This is a genomic window from Leisingera sp. ABM4_101 (assembly GCF_056158725.1).
On sequence record NZ_JBSWTV010000002.1, the window covers coordinates 2,127,425 to 2,145,523 of the forward strand.

Genomic DNA, 18,099 nt, shown 5'->3' on the forward strand with positions numbered 1-18,099 from the left:
CCCGTTATTCGGCTGGCACCGGCTCCGCTGCCGGCGCCGGCTTGCGCCGCCCCAGCCGCGGATGCAGCTTGCCGGTCAGCCAGACGGCGGCCGCGGTGGCGGCGGCGCCCGCGGTGAAGATGCCCGCAACAGGCGCCACCAGCAGCACCAGCCAGGCGGCACCCGGTGTCAGGATGCCGGAAATATCGCGGTAGCTGGAATAGACCGCCGACATCTCGGTCCGCTCCGAGGGTTTCACCGCCATCAGGAACGGCAGACCGGCGCAGATATCCAGCAGGATCAGCGCGGCAGACCCCGCGACCAGCAGCGCAATCGACACCATCGGCCATCCCTGCGCAAAGCCCGCTGCGCCAAAGCACAAGGTCACGCCCAGGAAGCCGGCACGCACCGCCAGCCGGATCGAATGCCGCTGCACCAGCCGCAGCAGCAACGGCGCGCCGAACAGGGCGGCATTGGTGGCGGACAAAAGGACACCGCCCAGTTCCTCGCCCAAGCCCTTTTCGATGGCGAAGATCGGCAAGTAGACCACATAGATCCACCAGCCCGCCGAGCGGATCACCGCAAACAGCCAGCCGGTGACCAGCCGCGGCTGGGCCAGGAACCGGGGCAGGTATTTCAAGGGGCTGGAGGCAGGCCCGCGCGCCCGGGCGATCTGCTTGCCGTTGCCCATCCGCATCCACCAGAAGGCCGCCAGCAGGATCAGCGCCGCGCCGCCCGAGATCAGGAAGGGGGCAGGCGCCCGCCACTCCAAGAGCAGCACGCCCGCCACCGGCCCGGCGGTCCAGCCGACGGCGGAATAGAACATCCGCGAGGTCTCGCACCGGCCCAGCTCCACCCGGGCGATGTAATCCAGCACATAGGCGTTGAAGCAGATGAAGGTGACAACGGAGGCCACGGTGTTGAGCGCCAGCGCGGCCAGAACCGAGGCCGGGCTGCCCTCAATGGCAAAACCGGCGGACAGGACAAACATCGCAGCCCCCAGCGAATAGGCCCATCGGCGCGGCAGCAGCCGGATCAGCCCTGGCACCATCATCCCGGCAATCAGCGACAAGACGCCGACGGCAAAATATGAGGCCGAGACCAGCCCGGCATCCCCCAGCGCCCGGTACATGATCAGCGGAAACACCGAGATCAGGATGCCGCGCACCACCGCCTCAAGCCCCGCGAGAATGCCGAAATCCCGGACCGAGGGCACCGGCGCATGGCGCAGCCAATCAGGTATTCGCCGCTCGTGCATCTGTCCCTCCTGTCCTGCTGGGGGTCAGGGTGGCGGCGGAACATATGCGGAAAATGCCGGTTTTCGACGCGGCGGTCGCTGCCGGGCCTGGGGCTGGGAGAAACTTTCCGTGAAGCCTATTTCGCGGCGGGCGCCGAGGCGCGGGCCTGGGGTCTTTGCCGCCCCTCCCGCCAGGCGAGGATGGCGGCGCCGGCCAGGATGATCACCGCGCCCAGCACCGAGATGGCATCCGGCACCGCACCAAAGCCCAGGAAGTCATAAAGCGCGGCAAAGACCAGCGTGGCATAGCTGAAGGGCGCCACAAAGGAGGCATCGGCCCGCGCCATCCCGTTTATGAAACAGGCCTGGGCGCAGGCCATCAAAAGGCCCAGGGCGGCCAGGGCTGCCCATTGGCCGGGGGAGGGCATCTGCCAGACCGGCAGCACCGCGCAGCTGGCAATGGCCAGGCCCAACAGGTTGTTGAACCACAAGACCTGCAAGGGCGCTTCGCGGCCTGCCAGTTTCTTGATGAAAATCAGCTCCATTCCCATCACCGCAGCCGCGGTCAGCGCCAGCAGTGCTGCGGGCTGGAAGCTGGCAGGAGTGGGGCGCAGCAGGATCATCGCCCCGATCATGGCAATCAGCGCCGCGCCCCAGCGCCAGGGGCCGACCCGCTCGCCCAGAAGCGGGATCGCCAGCAGCATGCCGAAGACCGGATTGAGGAAGGTGATCGCGGTGGCATCCGCCAGCGGGATATAGGCCACCGAGGCAAACATCAGCGTGACCCCCGCCCAGCCAAATGAGGTGCGCCCGATATGATAGCCCCAATGCGGCCGGATGAAGCGGGGCCGCAGGAGCAGCACTGCCGTTGAAATCCCCATGAAGGCAAACAGAAACCGCCCGTGGCTGATCTGCATCGGGTGCAGCGGCGTGCCGAGGGCCTCGGTCCCCAATGCCTTGGCCAGCAGGGTGGTGGCGGCAATGAAGGTGGTTGCCGCCAGGATAAGGGCGGCGGCCAGGGCTGGGTTCTGCGGCGTGGCAATGCTCATGGCCCCAGCGGTGCGGCAAGCCGCCGCGGGATGCAAGGGGAAAGGCTGCGGCAGCGGCCGAATTCTGACCCAGGGGCAGGGGCGCTGCCCCTCTTGGCCTGACGGCCAATTCACCCCGGGATATTTGAGGCAAGAGGAAGGCGGCAGGCGGGGTGCTTCCGAAAAGGCGGGGCGCGTGCACGGAAGGGGTTTTCTTTCGGGAAAACCTCCGTTATGGAACCTGCCCATGATCAAACGCGCAAATATCACCATCTCGCGACGCCGACGCCGCCAGGCGTAACCGGCCCTTTGATCTGTTGTGCCGCCGATAGGCACATTCCTTTCCAATTCCGTTGACCTATGGCCTGGCTTGCGTCACAGCTTTGGCTTCACATCACCAAAAGGATGATCCTGATGATCCCGTCCGTTCTGCCGACCTACAACCGTGCACCGCTTGAGTTCGTCAAAGGCGAAGGCGCCTGGCTGACCACGGCGGACGGGCGACGCTTTCTGGATCTGGGGGCGGGCATTGCGGTCAATGCGCTGGGCCATGCCCATCCAGCACTGGTGGCGGCGCTGACCACCCAGGCGCAGGCCTTGTGGCATGTCTCCAACCTCTACCAGATCCCGCAGCAGCAGGCGCTGGCGGACAAGCTGGTCGAGCATAGTTTTGCCGACACCGTGTTCTTCACCAATTCCGGCACCGAGGCCTGCGAGCTGGCGGTGAAGATGGCGCGCAAGTATTTCTACGACAAGGGCCAGCCTGAGCGGGTGGAGATCATCACCTTTGACGGCTCCTTCCATGGCCGGTCGTCGGCGGGGATTGCCGCGGCGGGGTCCGAGAAGATGACCAAGGGCTTCGGCCCGCTGCTGCCGGGTTTCGTGCATCTGGCCTTTGGCGATCTGGATGGTGTGACCAATGCCATCACAGAGACCACCGCCGCCATCATGATCGAGCCGGTGCAGGGCGAGGGCGGCATCCGTGTGGTGCCCGATGCGGAGCTGAAGGCGCTGCGGGCAATCTGCGATGAGCACGGGCTGCTGCTGATCCTGGATGAGGTGCAATGCGGCGTCGGGCGCACCGGCAAGCTGTTTGCCCATGAATGGGCAGGCATCGCCCCCGACATCATGATGGTCGCCAAGGGTATCGGCGGCGGCTTCCCGCTGGGTGCGGTGCTGGCCACGGAAGAGGCCGCCAGCGGCATGACCGCGGGCACCCATGGCTCCACCTACGGTGGCAATCCCTTGGGCTGCGCGGTGGGCTGTGCAGTGATGGATCACGTCGCCGATGAAGCATTCCTGGCAGAGGTGAACCGCAAGGCGGGCCTTTTGCGGCAGAAGCTGGAGGGCCTCATCGCCGATCACCCGGAGGTCTTCGAGGAAGTGCGCGGGTCCGGTCTGATGCTGGGCCTCAAGTGCAAGGCGGTGAACATTGACGTGGTCAATGCAGGCTATGAGAACGAACTGATCACGGTTCCGGCAGCCGACAATGTGATCCGCCTGCTGCCGCCGCTGACCCTCACGGACGAGGACATCGCCGAGGCCGTCAGCCGCCTGGACAAAACCGCCGCACAAGTAGAAGCCGCCTGAACTTCTTCTGGCCAGAAATATCCTCGGGGGTCCGGGGGCAGACAGCCCCCGGCCTTCCTCAGCCAAGAGCGACACCGTTATGAACCACTTCCTCGACATACACAAAACCGATCCGGCCGATCTGCGGGCCATCATCGACCAGGCTCAGACCACCAAGCAGGCGCGTCTTGGCCGCCGCAAGGCGGCGCTGGATGATGAGCTGCCGCTGAAGGACCGGATGGTGGCGCTGATCTTTGAAAAACCCTCGACCCGGACCCGGGTGTCCTTTGACGTCGGTGTGCGCCAGATGGGCGGCCAGACCATGGTGCTCAGCGGCAAGGACATGCAGCTGGGACACGGTGAGACCATTGCCGACACCGCGCGCGTCCTCAGCCGCTATGTCGATATGATCATGATCCGCACCTTTGACGAGACCGTGCTGACCGAGATGGCGGAATATTCCGACGTGCCGGTGATCAACGGCCTGACGGACCGCACCCACCCCTGCCAGATCATGGCTGACGTGCTGACCTATGAAGAGCACCGCGGCCCGATCAAGGGCAAGAAGGTGGTCTGGTGCGGCGACGGCAACAACGTCTGCGCCTCCTTCATCCACGCCGCCGGGCAGTTCGGCTTTGACCTCACCTTCACCGGCCCGTCGCAGCTGGACCCGGAGGAAGAATTCATGGGGCTGGCGCGCAAGGCCGGATCCAAGATCGTGGTCGAGCGCGATGCGGCGAAAGCCGTGGAAGGCGCCGATCTGATTGTCGCCGACACCTGGGTGTCGATGCATGACAGCCAGTCCTCCAAGGAGCGCCGCCACAATATGCTGCGCCCCTATCAGGTGAACGATGCACTGATGGCCCATGCGAAACCGGATGCGCTGTTCATGCACTGCCTGCCGGCCCACCGCGAGGAAGAGGTGACCTCCGCCGTTATGGACGGCCCGCAGTCGGTTATTTTCGACGAGGCGGAAAACCGTCTGCACGCGCAGAAGGCCATCATGCGCTGGTGCCTCGAGGGCTGAGCATGGCCATCAAGCTGCTGCTGCGCGGCCTGCCCGGTGAATACGCCGTGTCGCGGCTTGCGCCCGGCACCGCTTTGCCTGCCTGGGTGAGCGGGCCGGGGCTGGTGAATGCGACCCATGCCGGGGATGAAACCTCGGTGGTCTGCCTGGCGGAGCGGGTGCCCGGGGGCACCGAAAGCTCCGCCGGCTGGGCGGCATTCCAGGTCTCGGACCTTTATGAATTCGACGCGCCGGGGGTGGTCCTGTCGGCGGTGCGGCCGGTCTCGGAGGCCGGGCTCGGGGTCTTTGCCATCTCGACTTTCTACCGGGACTATCTGCTGGTCCGGCAGGCGGAGCTGGCCGCGGCAATGAGCGCCTGGCGGGCGGCAGGGCACCGGGTGGAAGTCTGAAGCCAGGCTGCTAAGTTTCGGCTGCCGGGCGGGAAGCGCTCCCGCCTGCTGCGGGCCATTCAATAGAATGACCCTTGCCAGTTGGGCGTGGCGCCGGGCCTTTGGCCTGGCGCTTGGCGTTTGACGCAGCGGAAGTGCTTTGCGGCCGGGCGGGCGCGGGGATTGGGCTGGTTACCTCCGCGCGGCTCTGCAACTCTTGCGCTAGTATTCAAACGCGAGGGTATTTCCATGGACCGGAACACAGCTTTGCTGATTGTCGACATGCAGCAGGAGATGGCCAATGTGACAGCCTCCGGGCGCCAGCGGGCCAATCCGCAGGCCGAAGACAGAATCGCGGAGCTGGCCGCAGGTTTCCGCGCGGCGGGCTTGCCGGTGGTGCATGTAATGCATGACGACCCGCGCCCCGAAAGCAAGTTCCGCCGCGATCTGCCCAGCGGCCAGCCAATGGACTGCGCGCTTCCGGCAGCAGGCGAGGCGGTGTTCTGGAAAACCGGCTCCTCCGGCTTTACCGGCACCGGGCTGGAAGACCATTTGCGTAAGAGCGGCATTGAAACCCTGGTAATCGCGGGTGGAGTTGCGGCCTTCTGTGTCAACTCAACAGCCCGTTCTGCCGCAAACCTCGGGTTTGAAATCGAGGTGGTGGAGGATGCGCTGATTGCTTTTGACATGCCCGCGCGTCAAGGCGGCATGCTGGATGCGGAACAGGTGCTGGAGGTGACGCTCTCGGCGCTGCATGCGGGCTTTGGCCCGGTTCTGCCCGCATCCGAAGTGCTTGCCCGGCTGCCAGCCGTCCCGGCCTGAACCTGGCCTGAAACTAGCCTGCGGAGGCAGGGCCTGCCTCTGCTGCCCCTTGAACCAGATCACCTTTGCCGCCAGCTTTCTGATGTCGGAACAGCGGAGGCTTTGCCATGGCACGGACATCATCAAAACCGGTTGCCCTGATCGTAGGGGCAGGGGCTGGGCTGTCGGCCTCCTTTGCCCGGGCGCTCTCGGCGGCGGCGGGCTATGCGGTGCATCTGGCGGCGCGCAATACAGCCAAGCTGGAGGCGCTGGCGGCAGAGACCGGCGCCGTGCTGCATCAGCTGGACGGCACCGATGCGGCGGGCGTGGCCCGGCTGGTGGAGGGCTTGCCAGGCGATTTGCGGGTGGCCTGCTACAATCCGTCTGCCCGGGTGCGCGGGCCTGTTGCGGAGCTGGACCCGGAGGCGGTGCGCAAGGCGGTGGAGGTCACCGCTCATGGCGCGTTCCTGCTGGGGCAGGCGGCGGCCAAGCGGATGCTGGCGCAGCAGCCTGCAGAGGGGCGGCTGGGGACAATCCTGTTCACCGGCGCCTCGGCGGGCGTCAAGGGCTTTGCCCAGTCGGCGCCCTTTGCCATGGGCAAATTTGCGCAGCGCGGGCTGGCGCAGTCGATGGCGCGGGAGCTGCACCCCAAGGGCATTCATGTGGCCTGGGTCAATATCGATGGTGGCATCCGCAATGAGGCCCGGCCAGAGCGGGTGGAGGGCGCGGACAACCCTGACAGCATGCTGGATCCCGATGCCATTGCACAGGAATACATGCACCTGATCAACCAGCACCGCTCCGCCTGGAGTGACGAACTGGTGCTGCGGCCCTGGGTGGAGCGCTTCTAGGGCCAGAACCCTGAGGCAAAGAAAAACCCCCGCAGCCGGATGGCGCGGGGGTCTTTATTCCGGCTTCGGAACCTATCAGCTCACGAAGGTGTTGAGCAGCAGGTAGATCACCGCGGACAGAAGTGCTGCGGCCGGAACGGTGATCACCCAGGCGGCCACGATGGTCATGAAGTGGCTGCGGCGCACCAGCTTGCGGCGGCGGCGTTCCTCCGGCGCGATACGCTTTTCGGCCGGGCGGCCTGCGGCGGATTTCTTCAGGCGGCGTTCCATGTGCCACTCGCGGAAGAAGCCGACGCCGAACACCGCGCCCACCGCGATATGGGTGGAGGAGACCGGCAGCCCCAGCCAGCTGGCGACAATCACGGTGATCGCGGCGGACAGAGACACGCAGTAGGCGCGCATCGGGTTCAGCTTGGTGATCTGGCTGCCGACCATGCGGATCAGCTTGGGGCCGAACAGGAACAGGCCAAAGGAGATGCCGAAGGCGCCGATCACCATCACCCAGGTCGGGATGGCGACTTTGGAGGCAAAGTCGCCGAACTCGGTCGCGTGCACGATGGCGGCCAGCGGGCCGACCGCATTGGCCACGTCGTTGGCGCCATGGGCAAAGGACAGAAGGCCCGCAGAGATTACCAGCGGCAGGCCGAACAGGGCCTTCAGCGACTTGTTGCGGTTCTCCATGCCCTCGGACTGGCGCTTGATCAGCGGTGCGGTGATGACATAGGCCAGCGCACCGGCGGCAGCGCCGATCAGCAGCGCGGTCTGCAGGTCGATCTTGATGATCTTTTTCAGGCCTTTGAGGGCCAGATAGGCGCCAAAGGCCCCCGCCATGATGCCCACCAGCACCGGCACCCACCGGCGCGCGGCGGCGATCTTGTCGTCCTGATAGATGATCTTGGCCTTGATGAAGGCGAGGAACAGCGCGGCAATCACCCCGCCCAGCACCGGCGAAATCACCCAGCTTGCGGCGATCTTGCCCATGGTGGGCCAGTTCACCGCGGCGGTGCCTGCGGCGGCCACACCGGCGCCCAGCACGCCGCCCACGACGGAGTGGGTGGTGGACACAGGTGCGCCGACCCAGGTGGCCAGGTTCACCCACAGCGCCGAGGAGATCAGCGCCGCCATCATCGCCCAGATGAAGATGCTGCTGCTGGAGACCGCGGCGGGGTCGATGATGCCCTTGGAAATGGTCGAGACCACATCGCCGCCCGCCAGAAGCGCGCCTGCGCTTTCGCAAACGGCGGCAATCACGATGGCGCCGCCCATGGTCAGCGCATTGGCGCCCACCGCCGGCCCCATGTTGTTGGCCACGTCATTGGCGCCGATGTTGATCGCCATATAGGCGCCAAAGGCAGCCGCCGCGATCACCACCATGCTCATCGCCGAGCCGCCGAAGAAGACGCCGGCAGCGAGGCCCGCCAGCACGATGAAGGCCAAGGCGATGCCCGGCGCCACCAGCGGGCGGGAGGCATAGCTGGTGGCCAGCTCAAGCTGGGAGATCCTGTTCAGATCCTTATCCAGCGTGTTCCATTGCGGGCGCTGATCTTCGTGGCTCATCATCGCATTCCTGATTCCGGGGTCTGCGCACGCGCCTACCCCCGCTCAGGAAACGGTTCAAGCTTCTGACATGAAAATGTCACATAACTTTTACAATTGGCGCAAAACGGCCTGCAACTGAGGCTCATGCACCAGCCCGGCTGCTTCCGCGGGCTTCATCCATTGCCGCGTGCGTTCTGCGGATTCCGGGTAATCGTCTTCCAGTTGCTCCACCTCGGCCTCGAAGATCAGCGTGGTCACCGGCTCCTCGGTGCCATTGTCGTGGCGTTTGGTGAAATGGTATTCGCCGATCGGCTGCGGCGTGATGCGGGCTGATTTGACGCCGGCTTCTTCCCAGGCTTCCTGCAGCGCCAACTCCGGGCCGTCCTTGCCCTCGACCGGCCAGCCCTTGGGCAGGATCCAGCGGCCGGTGCCGCGGCTGGTGATCATCAGCACCTCCTTGCCGTCTGCCCCGTTGCGGTAGCACAGGGCGGCAACCTGCACGCGGGCAGGGCGTTGCAGCATCGGTTTGATAATCTCGTTCCAGGCGCGGGTCAGCGGGCTTGTCATGGGTGCTCAGCCTTTGTTGTTGGGGGAATTCCCGTGTTTATGTGTGCAATTGTGGGAATCTACGCCCGATTGAACGGAGGTGCAAGGTGATGCGCGCGGCTGTCCGGCAGATCGCAGGCGGGGCTCCCGCCTGCCGTACACTGCATCACAGATGCAGCGCCGGCAGTTGGGCCCGGCAGCGCGCCTGCGGCGCGCTGCGCACCGGCGCTACTTGCGCCGTTTTGCCCTGAGCGTCGGGTCTTCCTGGGTCGGATCCTCGGGCCAGGGGTGTTTCGGATACTGGGCGCGCATGTCTTTGCGCACATCGGCATAGGAGCCGGCCCAGAACCCCGGCAGGTCGCGGGTGATCTGGATCGGGCGCTGGGCGGGCGACAGGAGCGAGACCTTCAGCGGCACGCCGCCAACAGACGGATGCCGGGTCACCCCGAACATCTCCTGAAGCCGCACTGAGATTTCCGGCACCTCGCCGTCATAGCTGATTGGGATCCTGCGCCCCAGCGGGGTGATGAAACTGCCCGGCGCCTCGCGGTCCAGCACCTGCGTCTGCTCCCAGCTGAGCGCGGCCTTGAGCGCGGGCAAGAGGTCGAAGCGTTTCCAGTCCTCCGCCGATTTCACCCCGCCGAGCATCGGCAGCAGCCAGTGCTCCAGGCTCTCCGTCAGGCCTGGCAGGGAGAAATCCGGCAGGTCAAAGCCTTCCGCCCGCACCAGCTCCACCCGTGCGGCCAGCCGGGCCGCGGCGCCGGTCAGACGCAGGCCCAGGTCGCGCACCCCGTCGAGCATCGCCTGCGCCACTGCATCCGGCGGCACGTCCTTCCAGATCCGGTCGTCCAGCACCACTGCGCCGAACCGCTCCTGCTGGCGCGCCGCCACCCGCCGGTCGCGCTTGGACCACTCGCATGTGTCCTCCCAGGCGATCTGCCCGGCAAACAGCTCCCGGATTTCGCCTTGCGGGATCTGCGCTGCCATCCGGATCTTCGCCTCGCGCGGGTTGCCGTCGGTGTCCAGCGCCACGATGAAAGGCGCGCCTGCCAGCGTGTCGCCGCCGTCCAATATGGCGCCCTTGCCGCCGGACAGCACGAACCGCGGGCTGTCGCCCTTGCGGCGCTGGCCGATGCGGTCGGGATAGGCAAGCGCTGCCATTGCCGCAGCCGACAGGCCCGCATCGCGGCGGCCTGCCTGTTTCTCCAGCCGCCGCGCCTCGCTTTTGATGCGCTCCACCACCGGGCGGTTCAGCTGATAGGGGTGGCCGCGCATGAACCCCTTGGGGTCGCGCAGCGCCTTCAGCCGCAAGGACAGATCCGCAGGCGCCCCGCGCAGCGGGTCACGCTCGCCCAGCAGGGCCGCCAGCGGTGCAGCTTCGGGGCCTGCCTGCAGCAGCATATGCCCAAGCCGCGGATGCAGCGGCAGGGCGGCCAGCGCCTTGCCATGCTCGGTGATACGCCCCTGCGCATCCAGGGCGCCGAGCATCGCGAGCAGCGCCTGCGCCTCGGCCATTGCACCTGCGGGCGGCTGGGTCAGGAACATCAGATCGTCAGGAGCGGCGCCCCACAGCGCCAGCTCCAGCGCCAGCGCGGTGAGGTCGGCGCTTTCGATCTCGGCGGGCGGAAACGCCATCAGCGCGCCTTCCTCGCCCTTGGTCCACAACCGGTAGCAGACACCCTCTGCCACCCGGCCCGCGCGGCCCTGGCGCTGGGTCGCCTCGGCGCGGGTCACTTTCTCTGTCACCAGCCGCGACATGCCGGAGCCGGGATCAAACCTTGCCCGCCGCGCCTGGCCCATGTCCACCACAACCCGGATGTCCTGTATGGTCAGCGAGGTTTCGGCAATCGAGGTCGCCAGCACCACCTTGCGGCCCTGCGGTTCCGGCTGGATCGCCGCGCGCTGCTCGGCAAAGGGCAGGGCGCCGAACAGGGGGCGGATATGGCAATGAGCGGGCAGGCGTTTTTCCAGCGCCGCAGCGGTGCGGCGGATCTCGCCCTCGCCGGGCAGGAACACCAGGATGCCGCCGCCGGTGGCCTTGGTGTCGCGCTCCGCCTGCACCACCAGATCGGCCAGCGCATCCAGGCGGCGCGCTTGCGCGGGCAGGGGGCGTTCCAGCCAGCGGGTCCCGACCGGGTAGCTGCGGCCCTCGGAGGTAACCATCGGCGCGTCCATCAGCGCCGCCACCGGCCCGGCGTCCAGCGTCGCCGACATCGCCAGCAGCATCAGGTCATCCCGCAGCGCGCCCGCGACCTCCAGGCATAAGCCAAGACCCAGATCGGCGTTCAGGGAGCGTTCGTGAAACTCGTCAAAGATCACCGCGCCGACGCCGGGCAGGTCCGGGTCCGATTGCAGCATCCGGGTCAGGATGCCCTCTGTCACCACTTCGATACGGGTGGATTTGGAGACTTTTGAATCGCCGCGCACCCTATAGCCGACGGTCTGGCCGGGCTTTTCGCCTAGCGTTTCCGCCATCCGCTCCGCCGCGGCACGGGCGGCGAGGCGGCGGGGTTCCAGCATCACAATGCGGCCCCGGGTGAGGCCGGCTTCCAGCATCGCCAGCGGCACCCTTGTGGTCTTGCCCGCACCTGGCGGCGCCTGCAGCACGGCACGGCCGCGGGCGTGCAGGGCGTCCAGCAATTCGGGGAGGGCGTCTTCGATCGGCAATCTGGTCATGACCCGCCTTATCGCCAAAGGGGGGCGGGAGGTCTAGCAGTGTGTCTGTGATAACTGCCTTTGAAATCTCCACTTAGGGCTGCGGCCGTCTGAGGGCGGGAAGCGAAGCGCCCGCACGTGGGGGTGGACGGGCGCTGCCCGGCGGTGCCGCCGGGCGGTAGATCGCAGTAGCAATTTGGTTCTCCGGCGCCAAATCGCCATTCTTTCGCTGCGCAAACCGCACCAACCGCGGCGGATTTGCCGCCTTTCCTGCACCGCCTGCTGATGTAGGGTGCCCGGCAGACGGCAGGGGCTGGACTTTGCGGCATGGCTTGCGCCAAGGTCCGCCCAACACGACAGGAAGACGCGCATGGACACCGAACAGCTGACACAGAAAATCCTCGATGGCGACCGCAGGGCGCTGGCCCGGGCTATCACCTTGGTGGAAAGCGGCCGCGAGGATCACCGCGCCAAGGCGCAGGAGCTGCTGTCGGATCTGGCAAAACACAAGCGCCAGTCGCTGCGCATCGGCCTGTCGGGCACGCCAGGGGTGGGCAAATCCACCTTCATCGAAAGCTTCGGCATGATGCTGACCGGGCTTGGCCTGCGGGTGGCGGTGCTGGCGGTTGATCCCAGCTCGGCCCGCTCCGGCGGCTCGATCCTGGGCGACAAGACCCGGATGGAGCGCCTCAGCCGCGAACGCAACGCCTTTATCCGCCCGTCCCCCAGCCAAAGCCACCTGGGCGGCGTCGCCCGCCGCTCGCGCGAGGCGGTTGCCCTGTGCGAGGCGGCCGGGTTCGATGTCGTGCTGATCGAAACCGTCGGCGTCGGCCAGTCGGAAACCGTTGTGGCGGAAATGTCGGACCTGTTCCTGCTGCTGCTCGCACCGGCAGGCGGCGATGAGCTGCAGGGGGTCAAACGCGGCATCATGGAAATGGCCGATCTCATCTTGGTGAACAAGGCCGACGGGCCGCTGAAACCCGTCGCCACCCGCACCTGCGCCGATTACGCAGGTGCCCTGCGCCTGCTGCGCAAGCGGCCGCAGGACCCGGAGGGCTTCCCCAAGGCGCTGATGGTCTCGGCAGTGGAAGAGCACGGGCTGGAGCAGGCCTGGGAGGAAATGCAGTCACTGACCAAATGGCGCAAGGAAAACGGCCACTGGGACCGCCGCCGCGCCGATCAGTCCTGCTACTGGTTCGATCAGGAGGTGCGCCAGGCCCTGCTGGCTCGGCTGCACACCGCCAGCGCCCAGGCCGCGATGGCAGAGCTGTCCACCCAGGTGGCCGAGGGCGCGCTGACCCCGGCCGCGGCAGCCGGGCAGATGCTGCAGGACCACTTGAAGGGCTAGGGCACATGCAGGAAACCCGGGTCTTTGACGGTGAAAAACTGCGCGCCTCGCTGTTCAATCCGGGCGCGGAGCGGCTGTTCGTGACCTTCCGCCAGCGGGTTGCCGTGGCCGGGGAGTTCGAGGACCGCGGCCCGGTCAAAAACATGACCCGGCACGGCTATGCGCATCTGCATATCCAGCCGCGCAACAACGACTGGTACATCAACAGCGAGACCAAGGCGCTGTCGCGCAGCCTGAAGGATTTGGCCAAGCGCTATGGCGAGGTCTCTGCCATGGGGTTTTCCATGGGCGGCTACGGGGCGCTGCGGTTCTCGGCGGCGCTGAACCTGCAACGCCTGATCGCGGTCTCGCCGCAATACACCATCGAGGCGGGCGCGGTACCGCATGACCGGCGCCGCAAGGAGGCAGAGGCCTTTGATGCGGCGCTCGGCGATCTGGTGCGCTATGGCCGCCATGACCTGCAGGGGGTGGTGCTGTTCGACCCGTTCCGCAAGATGGACCTGAGCCACGCGCTGTTCATCCAGGCGGTGTTCCCGGATCTGCAGCTGTGCCGCCTGTCCTGCGGCGGCCATCCGGCCAGCCAGGTGATCCGCGAGGGCGGCAGCTTCTGGGACCTGCAATCGCTGCTGCGCGACGGCCCGCTGAGCGCGGCCCGGGTGCTGGCGCTGCACCGCAGCCGGCGCAGGCTGTCGCGGACCTATTGGCAAAAGCTCGCCCGGGTGGCCCGGCAGCGCGGCAGGCCCGGCCTCGGCGCGGCTGCAGAAGCCGGTCTGCAGAGGCTTGCAGCGGCGCAGGAAAAGGTGCAGTAAGCGCGGCAAGAAAGCTGAGTTGAATCACTTGACGCTGTTGCCGGTTGAGCGTAAGAGCAGCGGACCAGTTTTCGGGCGCAGCCAATGGCGGCGCCCCTTGTGATTTGGACCGGAGCTGCTCCGGACCTACAAAAAACGAAGGATGATGATATGTCGCGCCGTTGCGAACTGACCGGAAAAGGCCCGATGACTGGCAACAATGTCAGCCACGCCAACAACAAAACCAAACGCCGCTTTCTGCCCAACCTGAACGACGTGACCCTGCAGTCCGAAGTTCTGGGCCGCGGCATCAAGCTGCGCATCTCCGCAGCTGCTCTGCGTTCCGTCGACCACCGTGGCGGCCTGGACGCGTTCCTGGCCAAAGCCAAGGACGAAGAGCTGTCGGCCACCGCGCTGAAAGTGAAGAAAGAGATCGCCAAGGCACAAGCCGCACAGGCTTGATAATCCTAGCCTGATCCCTTCACCGGATCACCTTACACACACCGCGCGGGGGCAACCCTGCGCGGTGTTTGCGTTTGCGCAATCTGCCGCAGAGCCGGGCCTTGCAGATGGCACGCCTTGGGGGCATACCTGCCCGTGATGATGCACGCCTTGCGCATATTCTTTGGCCTGTTCCTGGCCCTGACGGTTGCCCTGACCGCGCACAGCGCCGCCGCCCGGCAGGGGGAGCGTGACGCCGCGGGGCAGATGGTGATCTGCACCGGCACCGGCGCGGTTGTTGTCTTTGTCGACAGCGAAGGCCGGCCGGTAAAGCCGCCGCACAATTGCCCGGACTGCGTGATGCATGTGCTGGATGCGGTGGCGCAGCCCGCGGGGCTGGTGCTGCCGGCTGCGGTCTGCAGCGCAGTGACGGCCGGTCAGCAGGCCGCCCTGGCCACGGTGCGGCATGTCCTGCAGGCCACTGCCCGGGCGCCGCCAGCCGCCGCCTGAACGGCCCCTATACCCATCTGAAATTTGAAAACCCAACTATGAGGAGACAGAACATGTCCCTGAAGTCTGTTGTCTTTGCAGCCGCGGCTGCTGCCGCCTTTGCCACTTCCGCCTTTGCGGGCGATGCCATGATCATGGTGCACGACCAATACGCGCGGGTCTCGTCGCCCACCGCCAAGGCCGGTGCCGCCTTCATGCAGATCATGAACAAGGGCGAAGCCGATGATCAGCTGATCGACGTGCGCTCCGATGTGGCGGCGCGGGTGCAGCTGCATACCCACAAGGAAGGCGATGACGGCGTCATGAAGATGATGCATGTGGAGGAAGGCTTTGCCGTGCCGGCAGGCGCCACCCATATGCTGCAGCGCGGCGGCGACCATGTGATGTTCATGGGCCTGAAGCAGGCGCTGAACCACGGCGATGTGGTCAAGGTCACGCTGGTGTTCGAGAAAGCCGGCGAGGTCGAGATCGAAGTGCCGGTGGATCTGGAGCGCAAGGCCGAAGGCCACGGCAGCATGGATCACTCCGGCCACTCCAACTAAACCCGAAGGGCAGGGCGGGCGCGGCGTCAGGCTGCGCCGCAGCCCTCCTTCGCGCCCAAAGCCCGCCGCTTGGCGGGCTTCTTGCCATCTGGGGCTAGGAAAGCAGCTCCGCTACCCAGGCGGGCACGGCCTCGCTGGCCGGGCCAAAACGCCGCTCGGCAAAGCGGGAGGCGGTGGCCGACGGCTCCAGGTTCAATTCCACCGTATGGGCGCCGGCCAGATGCGCCTCGTCGACAAAGGCCGCGGCCGGGTAGACCTCGCCCGAGGTGCCGATGGCGGCAAACAGATCCGCCCCGGCCAGATGGGCATAGATCTCCTCCATGAAATAGGGCATCTCGCCAAACCAGACCACGTCGGGCCGCCCGGCAGGGGCCGCGCAGATGGGGCAGGGCTGTCCGGTCTGCATTTCCATCGGCGCAGCCCAGCGGTGGCCGCAAGCGGCGCAGAGCGCGCCTGCCAGTGTGCCATGCATATGCAGCACCCCGTCTGCGCCGCCCGCCTCATGCAGCCCGTCCACGTTCTGGGTGACGATCACCACCTCACCCGGGTGCTCTGCCTGCAGCCGCGCCAGCGCCTGATGCGCCGGGTTGGGTTCAGCACCCGCCGCCTGCCTGCGCCGCGCATTGTAGAACCCGTGCACCAAGTCCGGATTGCGCGCGAAGCCCTCCGGCGTTGCCACATCCTCGATCCGGTGCTGCGCCCACAATCCGCCCTCGTCGCGGAAGGTGCCCAGCCCGCTTTCGGCGGAAATGCCGGCGCCGGTCAGGATGACGATCTTCGCGCTCATTTCCGCCGTCCTCTTTTCCATCGCGCCCAAACCTCCTATCACTGCCCTGCCCAGCAGGAGCCATAACCCAATGCCTACCCGTATTCTGTTTGTCTGCCTAGGAAACATCTGCCGCTCCCCGGCGGCCGAAGGCGTGTTCCGCGCGCTCTGCCCGGAGACTGAGACCGACAGTGCCGGCACGGCATCTTATCACGTGGGCGAGCCGCCCTACGGCCCGATGCAGGCGGCGGCAAGCACACGTGGGCTGGACATCTCGGACCTGCGCGCACGCCAGTTCCGTCGCGATGATTTCAACAGTTTCGATCTGATTATCGCCATGGACGCCAGCAATCTGGACAACATAGAGGCCCTGCGCCCCGCCGGCAGCGAAACCCCGGTGCGCCTGTTCACCGACTACGCGCCAGAGACCGGCGCGACCCATGTGCCGGACCCCTATTACACCCGCGATTTCGACGGCTGCCTGGACCTGATCGAACAGGCCGCCAAGGGCCTCAAGGCGGCGCTCTAAATCACTCCGCGATCACCCGGAAGCCGCCCGCCAGGAACGGCATCTGCTGCACTGCCGGGTCGATCATCTGGGTCTGCACCAGCCGGCGCACGGTCTCGGCCACATCGCGCGGCACCCGGTCGGCCCAGTCGGCGGCGGTGAACAGCGAGATTGTCCGCGACATCTCGCCAAACGGCAGCGGGAAGGCGTCGATCTGGTCATGGAAGCGGCCCGCGCGCATGTAGCCCAGCGGTGTGGTGATCGCCCAGCCGATCCGCCGCGCCACCATCGCCATCAGCGCCAGATGCGAGCCGACCTCAAACCTGTCCTCGAACTCCAGCTTCTGGCGCCCCAGCAGCCCCTCGATCTGCTGCGAGATCAGCTGCTCGCGGGCGTAGCGCAGGAACGGCAGGTCCCGCAGCTGCTCCGCCGCCTGCGCCGCATCCGAGACCGCGCCGCGCGGCGCCACCAGGATAAAGGGATCGCGCACCAAAGGGTATTCCACCAGCCCCTCGTGCAGGCCGCCCGCGGTGGCGGCAATGGCGATATGCAGCTCGCGCGCTTCCATGGCGCGCACGATGTCATGACTGGAGGCGGTGATCATCTTGAACCGGCATTGGGTCAGGCTATCCGCAAGAATAGTTGCCAGCCGCGGCGTCAGGTCATTGTCGAAATCGTCAATCAGCCCGATCGACAGCGCCTGCAGGTGGGTCAGGTCCATCACCGTCAGCTCGCTTTGGGCCAGCCGCAGCTCGCCCAGCACCGCCTCGGTGCGGGCCAGGAAACTGCGCCCGGCGGCGGTCAGCACCATCGGGCGGCGGCCATGGTCGATCAGCTCGCTGTCCAGCGCTTTTTCCAGGTTGCGCATCTGCTGGCTGACGGCCGGCTGGCTGAGCCCGGTCATCTCGGCGGCCTGCGCCACGGACCCGGTTTTGGCCAGGGCCTCAAACACTTCCAGCCCGCGTAAGGTAACACCCTTGATCAACATATGAACTGCTCCAATACCTTGCGCCGTTTTTTTCGCGTTGCGCAGGCCCGGTCAAGGGCCGCAGGCCGCCGTGCCTGCCCGGCTGCGAAAATGCCGCAGAGAAAATGCATCAAATCAATAAAAGGACGCCCGCAACAGGGCGCCCTGGCCTTGGTCCTGAAAAAACAGGCGGCGGCGGATCAGCCGCAGCTTTGCGCCGCGTGGTCGCCAAACGCCTTGTAGCGCTGCCACAGCCGCTCATCGCTGCGGCTGGAGGACTGGCGCACCACCTGGGCCTGATGCGGGTCCTTGAACCATTTGGAGACCTTTTTGCGCTCCGAGGCGGTCAGGCTGCGGTTGGCCGCCCTCTGGATGCAGCTGCACAAGGACGGCGAGGCCGCGGTGCGGTCCGACTGGCGGCAGGCGCGCTCAATGGCGCCGGCCTCGGCGCTGCCCGGCGCCAGGGATGCCAGGCCTGCCAGGAAACCGGCGCAGGCGGCTGCGGTGAGGAAGTGTTTCATCTGTCTCGTGCCCCGTTTTGGCAGCGGGTCTTCTGCCCGCGGAATTGGCCGCAGTATGGCGCATGCCCGCGGCTGTTTCAATCGTGGTAAACGGGGCGTCCGGAGACC

The 18,099-nt window shown here is 66.5% G+C and carries 19 protein-coding genes; 11 read left to right on the forward strand and 8 right to left on the reverse strand.

The features are described from left to right. Positions 1-4: 4 nt before the first annotated feature. Both ACXAEK_RS11430 and ACXAEK_RS11435 read right to left on the reverse strand, forming a co-directional pair. The gene (locus ACXAEK_RS11430; protein WP_475042020.1) at positions 5-1,237 is read right to left on the reverse strand and encodes an MFS transporter; all 1,233 of its coding nucleotides are present in this window, start codon (positions 1,235-1,237) and stop codon (positions 5-7) included. 116 nt (positions 1,238-1,353) lie between these two features. Continuing rightward, on the reverse strand, positions 1,354-2,265 hold the full coding sequence (locus ACXAEK_RS11435; RefSeq protein WP_475042022.1) for a DMT family transporter: 912 nt from the start codon (positions 2,263-2,265) through the stop codon (positions 1,354-1,356). Positions 2,266-2,658: 393 nt separating this feature from the next. Here ACXAEK_RS11435 and ACXAEK_RS11440 point away from each other — a divergent pair, with 393 nt between their 5' ends. The 5 genes from ACXAEK_RS11440 to ACXAEK_RS11460 all read left to right on the forward strand — a co-directional run bounded on the left by ACXAEK_RS11440 (position 2,659) and on the right by ACXAEK_RS11460 (position 6,860). Then, positions 2,659-3,834 (forward strand): acetylornithine transaminase, encoded by a 1,176-nt coding sequence (locus ACXAEK_RS11440; protein ID WP_475042024.1) that lies wholly within the window; start codon positions 2,659-2,661, stop codon positions 3,832-3,834. A 79-nt stretch (positions 3,835-3,913) separates the two neighbouring features. Further along, a complete protein-coding gene (argF, locus tag ACXAEK_RS11445) occupies positions 3,914-4,840 on the forward strand; it encodes an ornithine carbamoyltransferase (protein ID WP_475042025.1) in 927 nt (308 codons plus the stop codon). 2 nt (positions 4,841-4,842) lie between these two features. Continuing rightward, positions 4,843-5,229, forward strand: coding sequence for an ACT domain-containing protein (locus tag ACXAEK_RS11450; RefSeq protein ID WP_475042026.1), 387 nt, complete (start codon positions 4,843-4,845; stop codon positions 5,227-5,229). Between the two features lie 228 nt (positions 5,230-5,457). Beyond that, the gene (locus ACXAEK_RS11455) at positions 5,458-6,030 is read left to right on the forward strand and encodes a cysteine hydrolase family protein (protein ID WP_475042028.1); all 573 of its coding nucleotides are present in this window, start codon (positions 5,458-5,460) and stop codon (positions 6,028-6,030) included. Positions 6,031-6,137: 107 nt separating this feature from the next. Beyond that, complete coding sequence (locus ACXAEK_RS11460) at positions 6,138-6,860, forward strand: SDR family NAD(P)-dependent oxidoreductase (RefSeq protein WP_475042029.1); 723 nt, start codon at positions 6,138-6,140, stop codon at positions 6,858-6,860. Between the two features lie 75 nt (positions 6,861-6,935). Here the strand turns inward: ACXAEK_RS11460 and ACXAEK_RS11465 are convergent, their stop codons facing one another. The 3 genes from ACXAEK_RS11465 to hrpB form a co-directional block, all read right to left on the reverse strand. Continuing rightward, complete coding sequence (locus ACXAEK_RS11465; protein WP_475042030.1) at positions 6,936-8,417, reverse strand: inorganic phosphate transporter; 1,482 nt, start codon at positions 8,415-8,417, stop codon at positions 6,936-6,938. Positions 8,418-8,507: 90 nt separating this feature from the next. Further along, on the reverse strand, positions 8,508-8,966 hold the full coding sequence (locus ACXAEK_RS11470) for an NUDIX hydrolase (protein WP_475042032.1): 459 nt from the start codon (positions 8,964-8,966) through the stop codon (positions 8,508-8,510). 207 nt (positions 8,967-9,173) lie between these two features. After that, on the reverse strand, positions 9,174-11,621 hold the full coding sequence (hrpB, locus tag ACXAEK_RS11475) for an ATP-dependent helicase HrpB (RefSeq protein ID WP_475042033.1): 2,448 nt from the start codon (positions 11,619-11,621) through the stop codon (positions 9,174-9,176). A 349-nt stretch (positions 11,622-11,970) separates the two neighbouring features. Between hrpB and meaB the strand changes: the two genes are divergently transcribed. From meaB to ACXAEK_RS11500, 5 genes are all read left to right on the forward strand, one after another. Beyond that, positions 11,971-12,948, forward strand: coding sequence for a methylmalonyl Co-A mutase-associated GTPase MeaB (gene meaB, locus ACXAEK_RS11480; protein ID WP_475042035.1), 978 nt, complete (start codon positions 11,971-11,973; stop codon positions 12,946-12,948). Between the two features lie 5 nt (positions 12,949-12,953). After that, positions 12,954-13,757 carry an alpha/beta hydrolase gene (locus ACXAEK_RS11485; RefSeq protein WP_475042036.1) on the forward strand — a complete coding sequence of 268 codons (804 nt, stop codon included), beginning with the start codon at positions 12,954-12,956 and terminating at the stop codon, positions 13,755-13,757. A gap of 150 nt (positions 13,758-13,907) precedes the next feature. Continuing rightward, entirely contained in the window at positions 13,908-14,198 is a 291-nt protein-coding gene (rpmB, locus tag ACXAEK_RS11490; RefSeq protein ID WP_039159598.1) for a 50S ribosomal protein L28, read from the forward strand. Between the two features lie 141 nt (positions 14,199-14,339). After that, positions 14,340-14,687 carry a hypothetical protein gene (locus ACXAEK_RS11495; RefSeq protein WP_475045250.1) on the forward strand — a complete coding sequence of 116 codons (348 nt, stop codon included), beginning with the start codon at positions 14,340-14,342 and terminating at the stop codon, positions 14,685-14,687. 53 nt (positions 14,688-14,740) lie between these two features. Next, a complete protein-coding gene (locus ACXAEK_RS11500) occupies positions 14,741-15,229 on the forward strand; it encodes a copper chaperone PCu(A)C (RefSeq protein ID WP_475042038.1) in 489 nt (162 codons plus the stop codon). A gap of 94 nt (positions 15,230-15,323) precedes the next feature. Here ACXAEK_RS11500 and ACXAEK_RS11505 read toward each other — a convergent pair whose 3' ends face one another. Then, on the reverse strand, positions 15,324-16,016 hold the full coding sequence (locus ACXAEK_RS11505; protein WP_475042039.1) for an NAD-dependent deacylase: 693 nt from the start codon (positions 16,014-16,016) through the stop codon (positions 15,324-15,326). A 70-nt stretch (positions 16,017-16,086) separates the two neighbouring features. Between ACXAEK_RS11505 and ACXAEK_RS11510 the strand changes: the two genes are divergently transcribed. Next, a complete protein-coding gene (locus ACXAEK_RS11510; RefSeq protein WP_475042041.1) occupies positions 16,087-16,524 on the forward strand; it encodes a low molecular weight protein-tyrosine-phosphatase in 438 nt (145 codons plus the stop codon). 1 nt (position 16,525) lies between these two features. Here the strand turns inward: ACXAEK_RS11510 and ACXAEK_RS11515 are convergent, their stop codons facing one another. Then, positions 16,526-17,491 (reverse strand): LysR family transcriptional regulator, encoded by a 966-nt coding sequence (locus ACXAEK_RS11515; RefSeq protein WP_475042043.1) that lies wholly within the window; start codon positions 17,489-17,491, stop codon positions 16,526-16,528. A gap of 179 nt (positions 17,492-17,670) precedes the next feature. Continuing rightward, complete coding sequence (locus ACXAEK_RS11520; RefSeq protein ID WP_475042044.1) at positions 17,671-17,991, reverse strand: hypothetical protein; 321 nt, start codon at positions 17,989-17,991, stop codon at positions 17,671-17,673. Positions 17,992-18,099: the final 108 nt, after the last annotated feature.